The organism is Nonomuraea sp. 3N208, assembly GCF_052245935.1.
GTDB lineage: Bacteria > Actinomycetota > Actinomycetes > Streptosporangiales > Streptosporangiaceae > Nonomuraea.
Genome location: NZ_JBQQBR010000022.1, coordinates 1 through 18,379 on the forward strand (window position 1 = coordinate 1; position 18,379 = coordinate 18,379).

Genomic DNA, 18,379 nt, shown 5'->3' on the forward strand with positions numbered 1-18,379 from the left:
GTGCGTTGCCGCACGGGGGCCGCGACCGATGGAGCAGTACGGCGACGGCAGCAGGGGGCCAAGGCGCTGGAGGGTGCTCATGATGGGCAGGGGGCCTTCACGGTGGAGAACCGGAAGGCCGTGCGCGCAGGCGCGCCCACCAGGTTGTACCAGAATCGGCGAGGGGTCGGGGCCCTCGTGGCGTCAAGCAGATCCGGGAACCGGCCGGTCGCCAGCTCACTCCTGATCCGCGTCACCTCCGCCTGGAGCCGCTCGTCCGGCAGCGGAGTCCCGGGGGCCATGTAGTCGGCGAAGACGTACTCGGCGGGAAGCGGCTTCTCATGCCCCACCCGCTTCACCACAGGGCTTCCATGCGACCGTAGTTGATCTTTCCTTGTGCTGGACCGGGCGGAGACGGCCGAGAGCCGAATGTCTGAGTCGTTGGGCTGGTGTCGAGCGTAGTAGGTCGTTTCGCACCCCCTCCGGTGGCAGGTGCCCGCCGGCGACCTGCAGAAGCAGCCGCGCCAACCTGGCGAGCGGGTCCATCTGGCCCCGGCGCCGGCGACGCGAGCTGCCATGATGGCTGGGTTTCTCGAAGCCGCTGCCGGAAAATGGAGGACAGACCGTGCGCATCGCTCTCGCCGGGCTCGCCACCAGCCATCCCTACACCGACGCCCGCACCCTGGCCCGCCATGCCGAGCTCATCGTGTGGGAGCAGGATCCGGACCGGCTGCGGCGGTTCACCGATGAGCATCCACGGGCGAAGGTAGTGGGGAGCCTGGAGGAGTTGCTGGCCGGCCCGCTCGACGGAGTGGTGCTGACCGTGCCCAACCCCCAGGTCCCGCAGGCGCTGGCCAAGGTGCTGGAGACGGGCGTGGCCTGCTTCGTGAACAAGCCTGCCGCCGCCCGCCGGGCCCAGCTGGAGCAGCTCGATCGGCTGCCGATCCACGACCGGGTGCTGTCCAGCTCGGTGCTGCGGTTCGCGCCCGCGTTCACGGGAACACGGGTCGATCGGGGCGAGGTGCTGGCCGTGCGGGCGACCGTACGGCATGACGTGGGGATCTGGGCGACCGGTTACAACGCCTGGCAGGACACGCCGGGCGAGGGCGGCGGGACGATGGTCACCATGGGGATCCACGGGGTGGAACTGCTGGTGGCGCTGCTCGGTCCCGACGTGCGGCTGGTGGGCGCCGCGGGGGCGCGGCGGCACTATGCGACGCTTCGGTCGGAGGACACCGGAGTGATGGCGCTGCGCTGGGGCGACGGCATCACCGGCACGGTCGAGATCCTCGGCGTCTCAGAGTCCGAGTCCTACAGCGTCACGCTGCACAAGCGCGACGCCACCGAGACGATCGTGATCGAGGGCGGAGACGATCCGGTTCACGGGCTCGGGTACGAAGGGACGATCGAGGCCTTCCTCGCGATGGTGGGCGGGGCGCCCAGCCCTGTGCCGTGGCGGCACACGCGGGCCGTGCTCGATGTGCTGGTCTCCGCACGAGAGATGACTGCCTGAGCAGCCCCCCGCCCGTTGACAGGCCTACTCTCTCCCAGTTACGGTCTGGACCGTAAATGAGGGATGGAGGAGACCGCGTGCGGACGACAGCGGAACTCGAGGAGCGGCTGGCACGGCCGAGTGCCGGGCTCGTCGACGATCTGGGCAAGCTCGACGGCGACATCATGATCCTGGGCGCCGGCGGCAAGCTTGGCCCGAGCCTGGTACGCCTGGCCTTGAACGCCGTCAGAGGTGACAGGCGGATCATCGCGGTGTCCCGATTCTCCGAGCCGGGCCTGGCCCAGGCGCTCCAGGACGAAGGCGCCACCGTGGTCGCCGCCGACGTCGCCGATGATCGGGCCCTGCGCGAGCTGCCGGACGCGCCCAACGTGGTGTTCCTGGTCGGCGCCAAGTTCGGCACGCAGGGCCGCGAGCACGCCACCTGGTTCACCAACGCCTACCTGCCGGGCCGCGTCGCCGACCGGTTCGCCGGCAGCAGGATCGCCGCGCTGTCCACCGGGAACGTCTACCCCCTCGTCCCTGTCGCCGGCGGCGGCAGCACCGAGGACTCGCCCGTCGGCCCCGTGGGCGACTACGCGATGAGTTGCCTGGGCAGGGAGCGCGTGCTGACGCACTTCGCCGAGACGAACGGCACGCCCATGTCGCTGATCCGCCTCAACTACGCGGTCGAGCTCCGGTACGGCGTGCTCGTCGACCTCGCCCAGAAGGTGCTCGCCGGCGCGCCCATAGACCTGGCGACGGGCCAGGTGAACGTGGTGTGGCAGGGCTACGCCAATGAGGTCGCGCTCCGGTCGCTGCTGCTCGCCGACGTGCCGCCGTACGTGCTCAACGTCACGGGCCCCGAGCTGATCTCGGTGCGGCAGGCGGCGCGGGCGCTCGGCGCGGCGCTCGGCAAGGAGCCGGTGTTCACCGGCGAGGAGGCGGCGACGGCGCTGCTCTCGAACGCCTCCCGATGCCATCGCCTGTTCGGCTACCCCGAGCTGACCCCCGCCGAGCTGATCGAGCACACGGCCCGCTGGGTCACCGGCGGCGGACCGCTCCTGGGCAAGCCCACCAAGTTCGAACGCCGCGACGGGCGTTTCTGATCCGCGTGCTCATTTCTCACGACAAAGGGGGACCTCACGTGCTCAGCACGGCTCCACAGGCTCAGACGTCTGTGCGCGACCTGTTCAGGCGCGGTCTGGTGATCCCGGCGCATCCCCTGGCCCTGACCGAGGACAGGAAGCTGGACGAGCGGCGCCAGCGCGCCCTGACGCGCTACTACGTCGAGGCAGGTGCGGGCGGGCTGGCGGTGGGCGTGCACACCACGCAGTTCGCCATCCACGGCACCGGCCTGCTGGCGCCCGTGCTCGAACTGGCCGCCGGCACGGCCAGGGAGTCCGAGCGCGAGGTGGTGCTGGTGGCCGGCGCGACCGGGTCCACGGCGCAGGCGGTGGCGGAGGCGGAGCTGGCCAGGTCGCTCGGCTATCACATGGTGCTGCTCAGCCCGTACCGGGAGCTCGACGAGGACGGGCTCATCGAGCGGGCGCGGGCCGTGGGCGACGTGCTGCCGGTGATCGGCTTCTACCTGCAGCCCGCGGTGGGCGGACGTCCTCTTTCGCGCGATTTCTGGACGAGGCTGGCGGCGATCGAGTCCGTGGTCGGCGTCAAGGTCGCGCCTTTCGACCGCTACCGCACCCTCGACGTCCTGCACGGCGTCGTGCGGGCGGGCCGGGCCGGGGAGGTGGCGCTCTACACGGGCAACGACGACCACATCCTGGCCGATCTCATCACCTCCCACCGGGTGGTGGTGGACGGGCGGGAAGTGCAGGTGGAGTTCGTCGGCGGCCTGCTCGGCCAGTGGGCGGTCTGGGTCCGGCGGGCGGTGGAGCTGCTGGAGGAGGCCACGCTGGCCCGGTCGGGAGACGACGCGGCGGTACGCCGGCTGCTCAGCCTCGACGGCCACCTCACCGACGCCAACGCGGCCATCTTCGACTCGGCGAACGGCTTCCGCGGCTGCATCCCGGGCATCCACGAAGTGCTGCGCCGCCAGGGGCTGCTGGCGGGCCGCTGGTGTCTGGACCCCACGGAGGAACTGTCGCCGGGGCAGCTGGAGGAGATCGACCGCGTCTGGGCCGCCTACCCATGGCTGCGCGACGACGACTTCGTGGCCCAAGGATTGGACCGATGGCTCGCCTAGGGGGAGAGCCGCCGGGCCCGCGTGGTCGCGGCCTCTCCGCGGCGATCGTTCCTGGTGACGAGACGCCGCGAAGCTCGACAAGGGATAGGGCTAGAGAGTGAGGCGGTAGAGGGTGAGGGGACGGCCGCTGGAGCCGCTGGTCAGATTGCCGGTGCGTTGGGCCAGCCCGGCCAGCTCCAGCCGGTGCAGCATCCGCCGGGCGGTGCGTTGCTGGACGGCGAGCCGCTCGGCGATCTCACGCGTGGTCAGCGCCTCGCCGCCGGCCGCGTCGCGGGCCTCCAGCAGCTTCTCCAGGGTCGGCACCGACAGGCCCACGCGGCGGGCGAGCACCGTCAGGTTCTGCTCGCCGGAGGGCCCGCTGATCACCGACTCCAGCACGATGTCGGTGTCGGCGCGCAAGGACAGCACGGCGGCCACGTTCCCGATGCGCCTGGCCCTGGCCAGCGCCCGGCGGGCCAGGCTTTCGGCCTCGGCCGCGCTGCGCCCGAGGCCGAAACCCACGCGCGCGACGCTGCTGTGACCGGCCAGCCGCGCCAGCATGGGCAGCCCGGTGAAGCCGCCGGTGGCGTCGAAGAGCGGGCCGCGGGTGGTCACCAGCAGGTGGGTGCCTCCCCGGAACGCGGCCAGCGTGCCGCCCAGCGCGCCGGCCTCGCGCAGCAAGCCCTCCTCGCTGTCCACCTCGACCAGGCCGAGCGCGATCTGCGCGTCCTCCTGGGCCTGCCCCTCGGCGGTCAGCAGGAGCTGACGCAGCGCCATGCGGACCGAGTGCTCCGACGGCGCCAGCCGCAGCACGTGCATCTCGCCGCGCAACGCCTCGTGCACCGAGCTGAGACAGGTGATCACCGGGTGGGCCTGGTCGCGGCGGTGGAACGCGATGATCTTCTTGGAGGTCGTCTCCGGCCGGTAGCCGAGGGCGCGCAGCCGGTCGGTAGGCAGCCCGGCCTCGATGAACGTGGCGGTGACATCGGCGGGGGCGATGGTGTCGATGGACAGGCGGGTGATGTCGTGGCCCTCGTGCTGCAGCCGTACCAGGGCGCTGAGCAACGTCGCGCCCGAGTAGTCGACGAACACCGCGGGGCGGGAGAGCACGTCGGCGCCGCGGGCCAGCATGTACGGCACGATGCCGGTGAACAGCCAGCCCTCGACCGAGGCGGCGTGGGCCTCGACGATGGCCGGCGCCTGCGACTCGTGGTCGTAGTCGAGCCGGAGCGTGCTCACGCCGGGCTGCTCCTCGCAGGTGGCCGCGACGGCGTCGACCAGATCGTGCGGGCCGACGACTCCGATGACGATACCCACCCGCGCCTCCTTCCCCTTTTTACGGTCTAGACCGAAAGGCTATCCGGTGACCCTGCACTTTCCCAACATGGCCGAACCCGCAGGCCGCACTCTCGGCCACGAGGAGGTGGCGGCGCTGGATCGGGTGATCCGCTCCGGCATGCTCAACTCCGTGTGGGGGACCGAGGCGCGGGCACTCGAACGCGAGGTCGGAGCGCTTTACGGCTCCCGCCATGCGATCGCGTGCGCATCCGGCACCGCGGCCCTCCACCTGTCGGTCGTGGCGGCGGCGCCGGATCCCGGTGACGAGATCATCACGACGCCGATCACGGACTTCGGGACCGTGGCCCCCATCTTGGCGCAGAACGCGGTTCCTGTCTTCGCCGACGTCGATCCGACCGACGGCAACGTCGATCCGGACGCCGTGGCCGCGCTCATCGGGCCGCGGACCCGCGCGATCATGGCGGTGCACCTCTTCGGCGCCCCGGCCCGGATCGGTGAGCTGCGTGACCTGGCGGACGAGCACGGCCTCACGCTCATCGAGGACTGCGCCCAGGCGTGGCTGACCGAGTTGCCCGGCGGCCGGTACGCGGGCACGGCCGGCCACGTGGGCACCCTGAGCCTGCAGCAGTGGAAGCACATCACCTGCGGCGACGGCGGCCTGGCCATCACCGACGACGACGAGCTCGCCAGGCGCATGCGGCTGTTCGCGGACAAGGGATGGGACCGGGCCGCGGGCCGTTCGCACGAGAGCCTGGGCCTGAACTACCGGATGACCGAGCTGCAGGCCGCGGTGGCCCGCGCCCAGCTCGAGAAGCTGCCCGGAGTCGTGGAGTCCAGGCGCCGCACCGCCGTACAGCTCATCGAGGCTCTGCGCGGGCTGGACGCAGGGCAGGGGGCGAGGCTGCGGCTGCCGCGGCCGGACGGGCACGCCTGGTGGTTGTTCCCGCTCGTGCTGCCCGGCGGCGACGCGCCGGAGCTGGCGGAGCACCTGAGCGCGGCCGGGATTCCGGCACGGGCCGGTTATCTGAAGGAACCCCTCAACCGGGCTCCGCTGTGGGACAGGCCGGTTTACGGCACCTCCCGCTACCCCCTGGAGGGCTACCGCCCAGCCGCTTGTCCCGAGGCCGAGCGGCTGGTCGGCAGCACACTCCTGATCATCGACTGGAACGAGCACTACACGTCGGAGCACGTCAAAGTCATCGCCGACGCCATCGCGAGCTATCCCGGCAACGCGTAGTTACGTTCATGTATCAGGCATTGACCGAGCTCCGCTCCATCACTAGGTTTCGGTCAGGACCGGTATTCAGGAAAGGAAGCCGCCGATGAAGAAGGCAACGGCAGCCGGCATCGCGGCCGCCCTGAGCGTCATGATCGCCGGGTGCGGATCCGGTGGCTCGGGCTCGGACAAGAGCACGCTGACCCTCTGGATGTACCCCGTGATCGCGGATCAGGCCAAGCACAAGGTCTTCTGGGACAAGGTCGAGAAGGATTTCGAGGCCAAGAACCCCACGATCGACGTCAAGATCGACCAGCAGCCCTGGGACGGCCGCCAGGAGAAGGTCACCACGGCGCTGGCCTCCAAGAAGGGCTTCGACCTGGTCGTGCTCGGCCCGGACCAGATCCCGCAGTACGCCCAGCAGGGCACGCTGGAGCCCATGGACGACGTGATCGCCGCCGACAAGGCCGCCTACCTGCCCAACGCGCTCACCGCGTTGACGGTGAGCGGCAAGCTCTACGGCGTCCCCATCTACCAGACGATCACGGCCCCCATCTACAACAAGAAGCTCTTCGCCGACGCGGGCGTCACCAAGGTGCCGGAGACGCTGGCCGAGCTGAAGGAGGCCGCCCCCAAGCTGGCCGCCAAGAAAGTGGCCATTCTCGACTACCCCGGCAAGCCCGAGGTCTCGCTCAACCAGAGCTTCTACCCCATCCTGTGGGCCAACGGCGGCTCGGTGTTCTCCCCCGACGGCAAGAGCATGACCGTCAACAACCAGCAGGGCATCGACAGCCTGCAGCTCCTGCTCGACCTGAAGGCGGTCGGCGGCCTGCCCGAGAACACCGCCAGCAAGAGCAACGACATCGAGGGCAGCCCGCTCGCCGCCGGCAAGACCGCGATGTACCACGCGGCCACGGCACTCAACGCCGAGCAGCTCGGCGCCGCCATCGGCGCGGAGAACCTGGGCATCGGCCTGCCGCTGGAAGGCACCAAGCGGGTCGCGTTCGGCATCCCGGGCGGCCTGGTCCTGGCCAAGCACTCCGAGAACAAGGACGCGGCCAAGAAGTTCGCCACCTACGTCGCCTCTCCCGAGGTGGCAGCGCCGCTGGCCAAGGAGTCGGGCTTCTTCTCCGCGCGTACCGACGTGACGATCCCCGACCAGTCGGCGACCTCCAAGGAGTTCGCCAAGTCGCTGCAGTACGCCTACCCCGGCGACGCCCACCCCAAGGCCCGCCAGGTCATGGCGATGATCTCGGCCCACATCCAGGCGGCGCTGATCGGCAAGGAGGACGCCAAGACAGCCCTCGACGCCGCCGCCAAGGAGGGCAACGAGCTGCTGGCCACCGGCGGCTGACATAATCCGGGCCTCCCCCAGGGGAGGCCCGTCTTCTCGGAAAGGTGTGAGACCCGGTGCGCCATCGCCTGCGTGATCCGGTCACGGGACTGCTGTTCGTCCTCCCGATGCTCGTGCTGTTCCTGATCTTCAAGATCTTCCCCACGCTCGGGGCGGCGGGCATGAGCCTGACGAACTGGAACATCGGCGGCGAGTGGAGCTTCGTCGGCGCCGACAACTACACGCGGCTCGTGAACGACGCGAACTTCTGGTCCAGCCTGCGGGCCACGCTGGTGTACACCGCCATCTACGTGCCGCTGGTCATGGTCGTCTCGCTCGGCACCGCGCTGCTGCTCAACTCGATCGTCTTCCTGCGCGGGCTGTTCCGCGGCATGCTCTTCCTGCCGTACGTGACCAGCTTCGTCTTCGCCGGCATCATCTGGCGCTGGATCTACGAGTTCGACGGCCTGATCAACGGCCTGCTGGCCAAGCTGGACCTGGCGCCCGTCGGCTTCATGGAACGAGCTGAGCTGGTGCTGCCCGCCCTGGCCCTCGTCTCCTGCTGGAAGGGCTTCGGCTACTCGATGCTCATCCTGCTGGCCGGGCTGAAGGCCATCCCCGGCTCGTACCTGGAGGCCGCCAAGGTCGACGGCGCCGGCCCCTGGCAGCGCTTCCGCGGCATCACGCTGCCCCTCCTCAAGCCCGCGCTCTTCTTCGTGCTGGTGATCGAGACGATCGCCTCGTTCCAGGTCTTCGACACGATCTACGTGATGACCGGCGGCGGGCCCGCCAAGGCCAGCTACACCCTCATCTACGGCATCTTCGAACGCGGCTTCAGATTCTGGGAGTTCGGCTACGCGGCCACCTGGGGGATGGTGCTCTTCGCCGTCGTGCTGATCATCTCGCTGATCCAGCGCCGCTTCGTCGGCAAGGAGAACACCTGATGACGATGACGGCCACGCGCCCCGCCGCCACCCGGGCCCGGCCGGCTGCAACGCCACGCCGCCACGGCAAGAGGTGGGCGCTCTACGCGCTGCTCTCGGTCATCTCGCTGCTGACCCTGGGCCCGTTCATCGCGATGCTCGTCGTGGCGCTCTCGCCCAGGGGCGAGCCGACCGTGCCCGCGCAATGGCCCGACTCGCTCACCTTCGACAACATCACGCAGGTGCTGAGCGCCTCCGGGTTCGCCGAGTGGACGCTCAACTCGCTGATCTACTCGGCCGTCTCCGTGGTGATCATCCTGCTCACCGCGTCGATGGCCGGCTACGCGTTCGCCAAGAAACGGTTTCCCGGACGCGACACCATGTTGTGGACGTTCCTCGCCACGATGATGGTGCCGTTCCAGGCCACGCTCATCCCGCTGTACGTGCTCGTCTCCGACCTCGGCGGCGCCGACACCTTCTGGGGGCTGATCGTCCCGACGCTGGCCAACTCGCAGGCGGTCTTCCTGATGCGCCAGTTCATCCTGGGCCTGCCGGACGAGCTGTTCGACGCGGCCAAGGTGGACGGCGCCTCGGAGTTGCGCGTGTACTGGACGATCGTGGTGCCGCTGACCAAACCCATCCTGGCCACCCTGGGCGTGTTCGTCTTCCTGTGGCACTGGAACGACTTCCTGTGGCCCCTGGTGATCTCGCAGAGCGACGCCACGCGGACGCTGACGGTCGGGCTGACGGTGCTGAAGACGGAGGAGCTGCAGTGGTCGATGCTGATGTCCTCCGCGGCCATCTCGGCGGTGCCGTGCCTGCTGGTCTTCTTCCTGTTGCAGCGTTATCTGGTCAACAGCATCGCGATGACCGGGCTGAAGTGACCGGCTCCCCGCCCCGGAGTTGAACGGCCTAGGCTTGTGGCCCGGAATGTCCGGTGAGGGGAGCCATGATGAGCACGCCGATCGACGCGCGGGCCGCCCGGCTGCGGGACCGCCTGCGCGGGGGATTGGTCGCCGCCGCGTTGACGCCGATGACCCGGGCGGGCGAGGTGGACCTCGACCTCGCGGAGGCGTACTTCCGCCGCCTGGTCGCCTCGGGTGCCGACGCGCTGGCCGTCCTCGCCCACACCGGCCGCGGCCCGTTCCTGCCTCCGGACGTCCGGGCCGGCGTCATCGCCCGCGCCCGCCGCGTGGGCGTCCCGGTCATCGTCGGCATCGGCGCGGTGGCGGATGCGGGGATGGCGGCCGACCTGGGAGCCGACGGAGTGCTGGTGTTCCCGGCGCCGGGGGATCGGGTGGCGCTGCACGAGGAGGTGTGGGCGGCCGCCGGGCTGCCGATGATCGCCTTCGACCTGTACACGGACCCGTGCCCGCCCGCCACCCTGCGGCGGATCCTGCGCCTGCCCGGGGTCGCCGGGCTCAAGGCGGCGTTGTTGTCGGACGCGATGGCCTGCCAGGAGACGATCGCCCTCACCCGCGAAGCCGGCAGGCTGGCCGTCACCGGAGAGGACCGCATGTTCGGCCCCTCGCTCCTGTGGGGCGCCGAGGCCGCGCTGGTGGGCATCGCGGCCGCGTCGGTGGAGACGACGGCGGCCGTGATGCGCGCGTTCGAGGCCGATGACCTGCGGACGTTCGAGAAGGCGTCCGCGCGACTGGACCGGCTGGCGGCGGCCACGTTCACGGCGCCGATGGAGGGGTACGTCCAGCGCATGTTCTGGCTGGCCGCCGCGGAGGGGCTCATCCCCGACTCGCACGCCCAAGACCCGTACGGCCCGGCCCTGCCGGAGGGTGAACGGGCCGGGGTCCTGGGCGCCGCCTCGTAACGTCAGATGGCGATGCGGATGAGGTTGCGGCCCTTGAGAGCGTAGAGGGCCTCGCGCGAGGGGTCGATGTTCAGCCGGGAGCCGCCGCCGAACCAGTCGCTCGCCAGCCCCTCCACGAGCTTGCGAGACGTGAAGCCCACCAGGTCGATCTTGTAGACGGCGTCCTCGTCGCTGGTGTACGCGTGTGACCCGGCCAGCACCAGGTCGCCGCCCCGGTCACAGACCTTCAGCGTGCGGGTGACCGCGCGCCGGCGCAGGTCGTACTCGAACAGGACACCGCCGTCGGTGATCCCGTACAGGGCGAGCGGTGTGTGCTTCAGGCTCGTGACGGCCTTCGCGCCGGCCACCGGCTCGATCTCCCACCGCACCTGCCGGGTACGCAGGTCGAAGGCCGCCAGCCTGGCCGTGGACGTGACGGGCGGCGCCCCGAGGCCCTCCTGCGTGCTGGTGCCGAGGTAGACGGTGCCCAGCAGGGCGGTCAGCGAGAACACGGTCTGGCGCTCGACGACCGGGCGGTAGGTGTCGAGCTCGCCGGTTCGCGGGTCGTACACGTCGAGCGCGCCGTTCTGGTGTCCCGGCTCCGGCTGGGTGGACATCACGATCAGCCCGGTCAGCTTGTCGTGGCACAGGTCCTTCGGCCGGTCCTGGTTGTGGCCGGTACGGAAGAGCAGCTTGGCCTCGGGGTCGCCGGCGCGGTGGGAGTAGAGGGCGGCCTGCGTGTAGATGCCGAGGTAGGTGGTGTCCTTGGCGGTCATGATGGTCTTGGGCTCACCGCCGATGGGCAGCCGGGTCACCTGGCGGGTGGCCAGGTCGTGGATGTCGCAGCCACCTTTGCCGCCGACGTAGACGCGCTCGCCGTCACAGTGCACCGACATCGGCTCCTCCGGGGCGGCCCGGAAGCCCTTCTGCACGTGGCTGACGTAATCGATCGCGCCGGTGGCCGGGTCGTAGACGAAGACGCCGGGGTCCTGGATGCCGTAGATCTTTCCCTGGTGCTCCAGGATGCGGACGGTGGCCGCCTCCGGGAACGGCACGCCGAGCACCTCGTACGTGCCGGTCGCGATCTGGTAGCGGTAGAGGGTCCCGGAGGGGCGGCCGGCGAAGTAGACCCAGCCGTCGTGGATCAGCACCGAGACGACGTACTTCTCGCCGGGGGCGGTGGCCTTCACCACCTTGTACGCGGCCGGGTTCGCCTTCTCCAGCACGAGCAGCTCCGCCAGCGAGTTCATCCCGCCCGCCACGTGCGTGTCGCTGATCGACATGCTCGACACCCAGTCGCGGTCGGCCACCTCGGCGGGCAGCAGCTCGCGCTTCTCCCCGCTCTGCCGGTCGATCGCGATGAGGTGGGCGTTCGCGCCGACGCCGGCGTAGACGTGCGTGGCGTCCGCCTGGATGCTGCGGACGTACGCCTCGCCCGGGGCGGGCTGGCCCAGGTCGCGGCTGACGCCGGTGGCCGGGTCGTACTCCACCACGCGTCCGGGCTGCGACATGCCCAGGTAGACCTTGCCGTCGGGCGAGGCCGCCATCGTCCAGATGTACGGGTCCGGGTATGCGGCGAGCTTGGTCGTGGTGCCCGTGAGCGTGTCGATCTTGTAGAGGTCCGAGCGGGAGTGGGTGCCGACGTAGACGTCGGTGCCCGTCTTGCACATCGCCCAGATGCCCACTCCGGTGGGGATCTCGAAGTGGGCCGTGACCTTGTCCTGGCCCAGGTCCCAGGCGCCCACGACGTTGGGCGCCAGGCCGCGCGAGCCCATGTAGAGCACGTCGCCGACGAACTCGGCGTTGCCCAGAGGGCTGGCGACGCTGGCCGGGCCGAGGTCGGTGATCGTGCCTTCCGGCTCGCGGGTGGCGGCGTGGGCGGGGGCGGTCGGGAGCGTCGCCGCGGCGGCGGAGGCGGCTGCGGCTTGGAGGAAACGGCGGCGGGGGATCATGCGCGGGTCACTCCTCATGAAGACTGGCCGCACGGTATAACGGCCTAGGCCGTAATGTCTAGATCGAAAAGTTCGGCGGCGTTCCGCCACGCGACCCGCTCGGCCGTCTCCGCATCCAGACCGGCCGCCGCCACCGCGCCGAACGCCGAGGCCGGGTCGATGAGGGTCGCGTCCGTGCCGAAGAGCAGCCGCGTGCGGTCCACAGCGGCCGCCACCTGCGCGATACGGCCGGTGGGGGCGTGGGAGTAGCAGGGCTCCAGGTAGAGGCGGTCGCAGGCGTTCGCGGCCTCGATGGCGTGGGCGAAGCCGTCGGCGCCCATGTGCCCCGCGATGACCCGCAGGCCGGGCGTGTCGAGGCAGGTCTGGGCCAGGTCCAGCACCGTGGCGCCCCAGGTGTGGACCAGCGCGGGCACTCCCGCCTCCGCGACCATGGCCAGCGCCTCCCGCGTCTGCGGCGAGGAGGCGGGCGACCGCGTGTAGTCAGTGTGGATCTTCACGCCGACGAACTTGCCGGTGGGCAGGTATTCGCGCAGGTCCCGCCCGGCGTCGGCCGGTCTGCGGGGGTTGATGGTGACATATCCGAGGTGGCGGTCCTGGGTGTCCAGCCACGCGGCCAGGGCCCGGTTACCCGCCGGGGCGTCGTAGATGACGGCTTCGGTGGCCGAGACGATCGACAGGTCGATGCCGAAGCGGTCCATAGCGGTCAGGTTGGCTCCGGCCACGTCCATGGTGAAGAACCACGGGCCCCAGTGAGCGTGCACGTCGATGATCATCCGAGCAGCCTCCTCGCGTTGCCGCCCGCCACGGCGGCGATCTCGTCCGGCTTCAGGCCGCTGGTCGCCAGGCGCAGCAGGGGGACGACGGGCTCGTAGTGGGGAGTGCGGGAGCCGTACAGGAGCCGGTCCGCCGGTACGGTCTCCAGCGCGTCGGGGGAGTTGAGCAGGCGGGTCGAGGTGTGGAAGCCGGGCTCGTCGGCGGCGACCACGAGGAAGTCGCCCAGGTGGTAGAAGTGCGTGTCGAGGAAGACGACCTTGGCGTCCAGGCCGGAGAACGGCTGCCAGAACCGCCGCACGTCCCCGCCGGTCAGCACGACGAGGCCGAGCCCGGCCGCCTTCCTGGCGACGTGGCGGACCGAGGGGAAGCCCGCCTCGACTCCCTGCTCGTCGGGGAAGAGCCTGATGGCCCGCACGCCCACCCCGGCGAGCCGGTCGATCTCCCGTACGGCGCCGATGGGGTCGCGCAGATCCACGGTCCCCACCGGGACGACCGCCGTGTCCAGAGCCAGGACCTCGTCGTTCCCGGAGCGCATGTCGAACAGCGCGGCACGCAGGGACGCGACCGCGCCCGCCCGGATGCGGTGCGCGGCGAGGGCGTCCAGCACCGCCCCGGGTGTGCCCGGCGGGCCGTCGCGGTCGGGATAGGCTCCGACCAGGACATCCACGTCGAGGGTCACCTCGAGCTCGCCGACCAGCCTGCTCGCGTCGAACGCCGTCACAACCGCCTCCATTGACTTATCAAGCTCAGCACATTACGGTCTGGGCCAAAATTGGGCAACATGCTCTTGTGGAGGTGCGGCCATGCCGCGTAAGTCCCTCGCGGTGTCCGCGGCCCTGGCCGCCACCCTGCTCTTAGCGGTGCTCCCGGCCCAGGCGGCCACTCCACGAGAGGCGCCCTCGTGTGCCGGGCCGCGGGTGGAGACGTTCGGCCCGGCGTCGGTGACCGGCGCCATCGTGGGCGCCGCGGTCCACGAAGGCAAGGCCTACGTCGTCACGCGCGGCCAGAAGCCGCCCGTCCTGGCCGAGATCGACCTGGCCACCCGGAAGGTCGTCAGGAGCGTGCGCCTGCCCGACGGCCCGGCGACCGGGGAGCCCGAGGGCGGCTGGGCCACGGCCGTGTCGGGCGGCAAGGTCTACGTCGGCACCTACCCCGTTCCCGACCTCTACAGCTTCGACCCGGCCACCGGCGACGTCGCGCACCTGGCCTCCTTCGGCAGGAACGGCGGCTACATCTGGGCCCTCGCCGCGGCCCCGGACGGAACACTCTACGCGGGCACCTACCCCGACGGCCGGGTCAAGGAGTACGTCCCCGCCACCGGCGCGGTCCGCGACTTCGGGGTGCTGGCCACCGGCGAGCGCTACGTCAGGGCCATCGCCGCCGACGCCCAGAACGTCTACGCGGGCCTGCTCGACAAGGGCAAGCTCGTCGCGATCAACCGGGCGACCGGCGCCGTCAAGGAGCTGGCCCAGGGGACGACGGGCATCGGGGTCCTCGCCGAGCACGGCGACCGGATCTTCGCGGTGAGCGGTCCGAGCCTCATCGACGTACGCAAGGACGGCACCGACGCCCGGAAGGTCGCCATCCCCCCGGGCAGCAGCCTCGACGCGCTCACCGTGGCCGCCGACGGCACGGTGTACGGCACCACGCGCCCCGACGGCGCCGTCCACCGCTACCGCACCGGCGACGGCGCGCTCACCAAGGTCGCCGACTCGCCGTCGCGGGAGGACGAGACCAGGCGGCTCGCCTTGACCGGCGACGACACCCTGGTCGGTTTCCCCGGCAGCGGCGGCATGTGGTCGCTGGACCTGCGGACCGGCCGGTCGGAGTTCACCGACCTGATCGAGGCCGGCCTGCCGAGCGGCCCCGAACGCCCGCAGAGCATGCTGCTGGTGCCCGGCCGCGCCGTCTACGTCGGCGGCCACTTCTTCATGGACGTACGCGACCTGCGTACCGGAAAGCAGCGCAGGTTCCGCGTCCCCGGCGAGCCGAAGGACCTCGTGCGGCGCGGCAACAAGATCTACGCCGCCATCTACCCCAGCGGGAAAATCATCTCCATCGACCTCCGCACCGACGAGGTCCGCAGCCTCGGCTCTCTGGGGCACGACCAGCAGCGCCCGTGGGACATCGAGTACGACCCGGTGACCGACAAGCTGCTGGTCGCCTCCGCCCCGCTGGGTGGCAAGCTCGAGGGCGCCCTGTCGATCGTGGACCCCGACACCGGCGAGATCGACGTCTACAAGGGCGTCATCCCCGGCCAAAGCCTGATGAGCCTGTCGCTGGACGCCCGCAACGGCATCGTCTACCTGGGCGGCGACGTGCTCGGCGGCGGCGGTGTCACGCCGGTCAAGACCTCGGCGTCCGTCGCGGCCTTCGACCTCCGGTCCCGCACCGTGTTGTGGCAGGTGGACCCGGTCGCCAACTTCCGCACCTTCCAGGACATCACGGTGCACGGCGGCCTCCTCTACGGCGTGTACAAGCGCGACTCCGGCGCCTGGATCGCTCTGGACCTGGCCACCAGGACGGTCAAGCACCAGGGCACGCTGTCCGGGTACGGCGAGCTGACCACCCACCGCGGCAGGGTGTTCGTCAGCACGTTCTTCGGCGGCGGCAACGCCTACGAGCTGAGCGACACGGCCACGCACGTGGCCACGGGCCTCGGCGACGACTGGTACACCAACCCGCAGCTCCACTTCGAGCCCGGCTCCTGGAAGGCCTGGGCCCTGAGCGGCCGGCACCTGGCCAGAATCGACCTCGACCCGAGCTGCCCGCTCCTGACCGTCACCCCACCCCAGAGCTGATGGCGGATCTCGTCGTGGACGCCCACCGGCTCATCGGCCCCGTACCCTTCGACGACCTGCCGGAGGACCCGCGGCCGGAGATGGACCGGCTGGGCATCCACCAGGCCTACGTGACCCACACCCTCGCCCTCTACTCCGACGTCCGTGCCGGGAACGAGGCGCTGCTCGACCTCGACGATCCCCGGCTCGTCCCGGTGCCCGTGCTGCTGCCCGAGTCCTTCGAGCGGGTGCCGGACTGGGACGTGCCCTTGGTCAGGCTCTGCCCGGCCCGGCACCGCTTCGAGCTGACCGGGCCGACCGCCCTGCGCTGGCTGGCCGCGCTCGGCGTCACGGCGGCCGTCGACCTCGACGAGACCTCGCCCGGGCAACTGCTCGCCCTCGCCAGGGAACTGCCCGAGCAGCGCATCCTGCTGCTGAACCCCGGCTACCGGCGGCTGCGCGCGATCGGCGAGCTCATGGCCGCGATCCCGAACCTGTGGCTGGAGATCGGCACCGTCAACACCCAGCGCGGCGTCGAGTGGCTGGCCGGGCACTTCGGCGCCGAACGGCTGGTGTTCGGCACCGGCGCCCCCGTCATGGACGACTGCGGCCCCCGCTTCCTCCTCGACCACCTGGACCTGCCGGAAGCCGACATCGCCGTGATCGCGTCGGGAGGTAGCCTGCTGTGATCCTCGACGCGCACGGCCACCTCGGCCCCTGGCCCGACTTCCTCATCCCCGACCAGTCGGCCGACGGCATGGTCGCCCTGATGGACCGCCTCGGCATCGACGCGATCGGCATCAGCCATCTGCTCGCCGTCGGCCCCAGCGCCGAGGAAGGCAACCGGCTGGCGTTCGCCGCCGCCGAGCGGCATCCCGGCCGGTTCGGCGTGTGGCAGGTCTACAACCCCCACCAGCGCAACCGGCTCACCGATCAGGGCGTCTGGGGCGTCAAGATCCACCCGGACGTGCACCAGTGCCCCCTCGACGACCGCCGCTACGACCCCGTCTGGGAGCTGGGCCTCCCCGTGCTCGCCCACGGTCAGACCGGCTCGCCGTGGAGTGATCCCGAGCGGTTCGTCACCGTGACGCGGCGGCACGCCGGCGTGCCGCTGCTGCTCGGACACGCCGGGCTCTGGCCGTACGGCTTCGCCCGCGCCGCCGAGCTGATCCGCGAGCACCCGAACGTCTACCTCGAGATCTGCGGCTCCAAGATGACCGGACGATGGATCGCCCGCCTCGCCGCCCAGATCGGCGCCGACCGCGTCGTCTACGGCTCCGATTCCTGCTTCCTCGACCTGCGGATCGGCTTCGGCCGGGTCGCTCTCGCCCCGCTCGACGACGCCGACCGAGCCCTCATCCAGGGCGGCAACCTCGCCCGCGTACTGGGCATGACCCGCTCCATCGACGGCGGCACCACGGAAGGACACCTCGCATGACACTCAACGCCGGCCGCCGGATGTCGCTCGCCCTCAACGGCGGCACTCCTGTACGCACCGCCCCCTGGCCGTCGTGGCCGCCGCCGCTGGACGAGGCCCAGCGCGAGCTCGTCACCGCCGTGCTGGAGAGCGGCCGCTGGGGCGCCACCCAGGGCGGCTCGGCCTGTGCGGACCTGACCGCCGCGTTCGCGCGCCGCTCCGGCGTCGAGTACGGCGTCGCCGTCGGCAACGCCACACTCGGCCTGTTCGCCGCACTGCGCGGCCTGGGCGTCGGGCCCGGCGATGAGGTGATCGTCCCGGCGTACACGTTCGTCGCCTCCGCCACGGCCGTCCTGCTCGCCGGCGCCACCCCGGTGATCGCCGACGTCGACCCCATCGACCTCCACCTGTCCACGCCCGCGGCGGAAGCGGCCGTCACCCCCCGCACGGCTGCGATCATGCCGGTACACCTCGCCGGCAGCCCCGCGGACATGGACGCCATCAACGCGGTCGCCGCACGGCACGGCCTGGCCGTCGTCGAGGACGCGGCCCAAGCGCACGGCGCCACGTACCGCGGCCGCCCCGTCGGCGGGCTCGGCGACGCCGGCGTCTACAGCTTCCAGGCCAGCAAGGCCATGACGGCGGGGGAGGGCGGTCTGATCGTCTGCCGCGACAAGGCCGTCCACGAGGCCGTCTGGTCGGCCTGCAACGTGGGCCGCACGCTGGACGGCTCCTGGTACGGCCATCCCAGCGTCGGCTGGAACCTGCGCCTGACCGAAATCCAGGCCGCGCTCCTGCTGCCCTGGCTGGACCGGCTGGATGAGGAGATCGACCGCAGGAACACCTTCGCCGCGGCCGTCGAACGAGAGCTGGCCGCGATCCCGATGCCCGTGGTGACGGTGGTCCCGCAGCCGCCGGGCACCACGCGCGACTCGCGGCACCTGCTCATGCTGCGCCTCCACGTGCCGTTCGATCGGTCGTTCCTGCTGGCGGCCATGGCGGCGGAAGGGGTGCCCCTCGACGGCGGCTATCCGCCGCTCGGCACGATGCCGGCGCTGACCGAGGCCGGCGCCCGCGCGGAACCCTGCCCGGCCGCCGAGGCCGCCTCCCGCGAGGTGCTCTGGGTCCGCCAGCAGATGCTCATGGACGACCCCGCCGGCGCCACCCACATCGCCCAGGCCCTGGCGAAGGTCCTCGCCTCATAAGCGCTCGACCGGCAGTTCGCCGAGAA

The 18,379-nt window shown here is 71.1% G+C and carries 17 protein-coding genes; 12 read left to right on the forward strand and 5 right to left on the reverse strand.

The genetic code is table 11. The features are described from left to right. Positions 1-77: 77 nt before the first annotated feature. Positions 78-341 carry a hypothetical protein gene (locus tag ACTWPT_RS30520; protein WP_443180931.1) on the reverse strand — a complete coding sequence of 88 codons (264 nt, stop codon included), beginning with the start codon at positions 339-341 and terminating at the stop codon, positions 78-80. Between the two features lie 263 nt (positions 342-604). Between ACTWPT_RS30520 and ACTWPT_RS30525 the strand changes: the two genes are divergently transcribed. From ACTWPT_RS30525 to ACTWPT_RS30535, 3 genes are all read left to right on the forward strand, one after another. After that, the gene (locus tag ACTWPT_RS30525; RefSeq protein WP_443180932.1) at positions 605-1,492 is read left to right on the forward strand and encodes a Gfo/Idh/MocA family protein; all 888 of its coding nucleotides are present in this window, start codon (positions 605-607) and stop codon (positions 1,490-1,492) included. A gap of 77 nt (positions 1,493-1,569) precedes the next feature. Next, positions 1,570-2,577, forward strand: a complete 1,008-nt coding sequence (locus ACTWPT_RS30530) for an NAD-dependent epimerase/dehydratase family protein (RefSeq protein ID WP_443180933.1) — start codon at positions 1,570-1,572, stop codon at positions 2,575-2,577. 38 nt (positions 2,578-2,615) lie between these two features. Further along, positions 2,616-3,671, forward strand: a complete 1,056-nt coding sequence (locus tag ACTWPT_RS30535) for a dihydrodipicolinate synthase family protein (protein ID WP_443180934.1) — start codon at positions 2,616-2,618, stop codon at positions 3,669-3,671. Positions 3,672-3,761: 90 nt separating this feature from the next. Here the strand turns inward: ACTWPT_RS30535 and ACTWPT_RS30540 are convergent, their stop codons facing one another. Next, positions 3,762-4,967, reverse strand: coding sequence for a hypothetical protein (locus tag ACTWPT_RS30540; protein WP_443180935.1), 1,206 nt, complete (start codon positions 4,965-4,967; stop codon positions 3,762-3,764). Between the two features lie 67 nt (positions 4,968-5,034). Here ACTWPT_RS30540 and ACTWPT_RS30545 point away from each other — a divergent pair, with 67 nt between their 5' ends. The 5 genes from ACTWPT_RS30545 to ACTWPT_RS30565 all read left to right on the forward strand — a co-directional run bounded on the left by ACTWPT_RS30545 (position 5,035) and on the right by ACTWPT_RS30565 (position 10,246). Continuing rightward, a complete protein-coding gene (locus tag ACTWPT_RS30545) occupies positions 5,035-6,186 on the forward strand; it encodes a DegT/DnrJ/EryC1/StrS family aminotransferase (protein ID WP_443180936.1) in 1,152 nt (383 codons plus the stop codon). Positions 6,187-6,271: 85 nt separating this feature from the next. After that, the gene (locus ACTWPT_RS30550) at positions 6,272-7,519 is read left to right on the forward strand and encodes an ABC transporter substrate-binding protein (protein ID WP_443180937.1); all 1,248 of its coding nucleotides are present in this window, start codon (positions 6,272-6,274) and stop codon (positions 7,517-7,519) included. Between the two features lie 56 nt (positions 7,520-7,575). Continuing rightward, the gene (locus tag ACTWPT_RS30555; RefSeq protein ID WP_443180938.1) at positions 7,576-8,442 is read left to right on the forward strand and encodes a carbohydrate ABC transporter permease; all 867 of its coding nucleotides are present in this window, start codon (positions 7,576-7,578) and stop codon (positions 8,440-8,442) included. Beyond that, complete coding sequence (locus ACTWPT_RS30560) at positions 8,442-9,305, forward strand: carbohydrate ABC transporter permease (protein ID WP_443180939.1); 864 nt, start codon at positions 8,442-8,444, stop codon at positions 9,303-9,305. Before ACTWPT_RS30555 ends, ACTWPT_RS30560 begins: the two co-directional genes overlap by 1 nt. A 68-nt stretch (positions 9,306-9,373) precedes the next feature. Continuing rightward, complete coding sequence (locus ACTWPT_RS30565) at positions 9,374-10,246, forward strand: dihydrodipicolinate synthase family protein (RefSeq protein WP_443180940.1); 873 nt, start codon at positions 9,374-9,376, stop codon at positions 10,244-10,246. A gap of 2 nt (positions 10,247-10,248) precedes the next feature. Here the strand turns inward: ACTWPT_RS30565 and ACTWPT_RS30570 are convergent, their stop codons facing one another. From ACTWPT_RS30570 to ACTWPT_RS30580, 3 genes are read right to left on the reverse strand one after another with little or no spacing between them, the layout of a single operon-like run. Then, positions 10,249-12,177, reverse strand: a complete 1,929-nt coding sequence (locus ACTWPT_RS30570; RefSeq protein WP_443180941.1) for a PQQ-binding-like beta-propeller repeat protein — start codon at positions 12,175-12,177, stop codon at positions 10,249-10,251. 44 nt (positions 12,178-12,221) lie between these two features. Then, complete coding sequence (locus tag ACTWPT_RS30575; RefSeq protein ID WP_443180942.1) at positions 12,222-12,950, reverse strand: amidohydrolase family protein; 729 nt, start codon at positions 12,948-12,950, stop codon at positions 12,222-12,224. Further along, entirely contained in the window at positions 12,947-13,672 is a 726-nt protein-coding gene (locus ACTWPT_RS30580; protein ID WP_443180943.1) for an amidohydrolase family protein, read from the reverse strand. The genes ACTWPT_RS30575 and ACTWPT_RS30580 overlap by 4 nt, the downstream gene beginning before the upstream one ends. An 82-nt stretch (positions 13,673-13,754) precedes the next feature. Between ACTWPT_RS30580 and ACTWPT_RS30585 the strand changes: the two genes are divergently transcribed. The 4 genes from ACTWPT_RS30585 to ACTWPT_RS30600 are packed head-to-tail and all read left to right on the forward strand — an operon-like array spanning position 13,755 to position 18,353. Next, positions 13,755-15,752, forward strand: a complete 1,998-nt coding sequence (locus tag ACTWPT_RS30585; protein ID WP_443180944.1) for a PQQ-binding-like beta-propeller repeat protein — start codon at positions 13,755-13,757, stop codon at positions 15,750-15,752. Then, a complete protein-coding gene (locus ACTWPT_RS30590) occupies positions 15,752-16,420 on the forward strand; it encodes an amidohydrolase family protein (RefSeq protein WP_443180945.1) in 669 nt (222 codons plus the stop codon). Before ACTWPT_RS30585 ends, ACTWPT_RS30590 begins: the two co-directional genes overlap by 1 nt. Beyond that, positions 16,417-17,169, forward strand: coding sequence for an amidohydrolase family protein (locus tag ACTWPT_RS30595; RefSeq protein ID WP_443180946.1), 753 nt, complete (start codon positions 16,417-16,419; stop codon positions 17,167-17,169). Before ACTWPT_RS30590 ends, ACTWPT_RS30595 begins: the two co-directional genes overlap by 4 nt. After that, positions 17,166-18,353, forward strand: coding sequence for a DegT/DnrJ/EryC1/StrS family aminotransferase (locus ACTWPT_RS30600; protein ID WP_443180947.1), 1,188 nt, complete (start codon positions 17,166-17,168; stop codon positions 18,351-18,353). Before ACTWPT_RS30595 ends, ACTWPT_RS30600 begins: the two co-directional genes overlap by 4 nt. Positions 18,354-18,379: the final 26 nt, after the last annotated feature.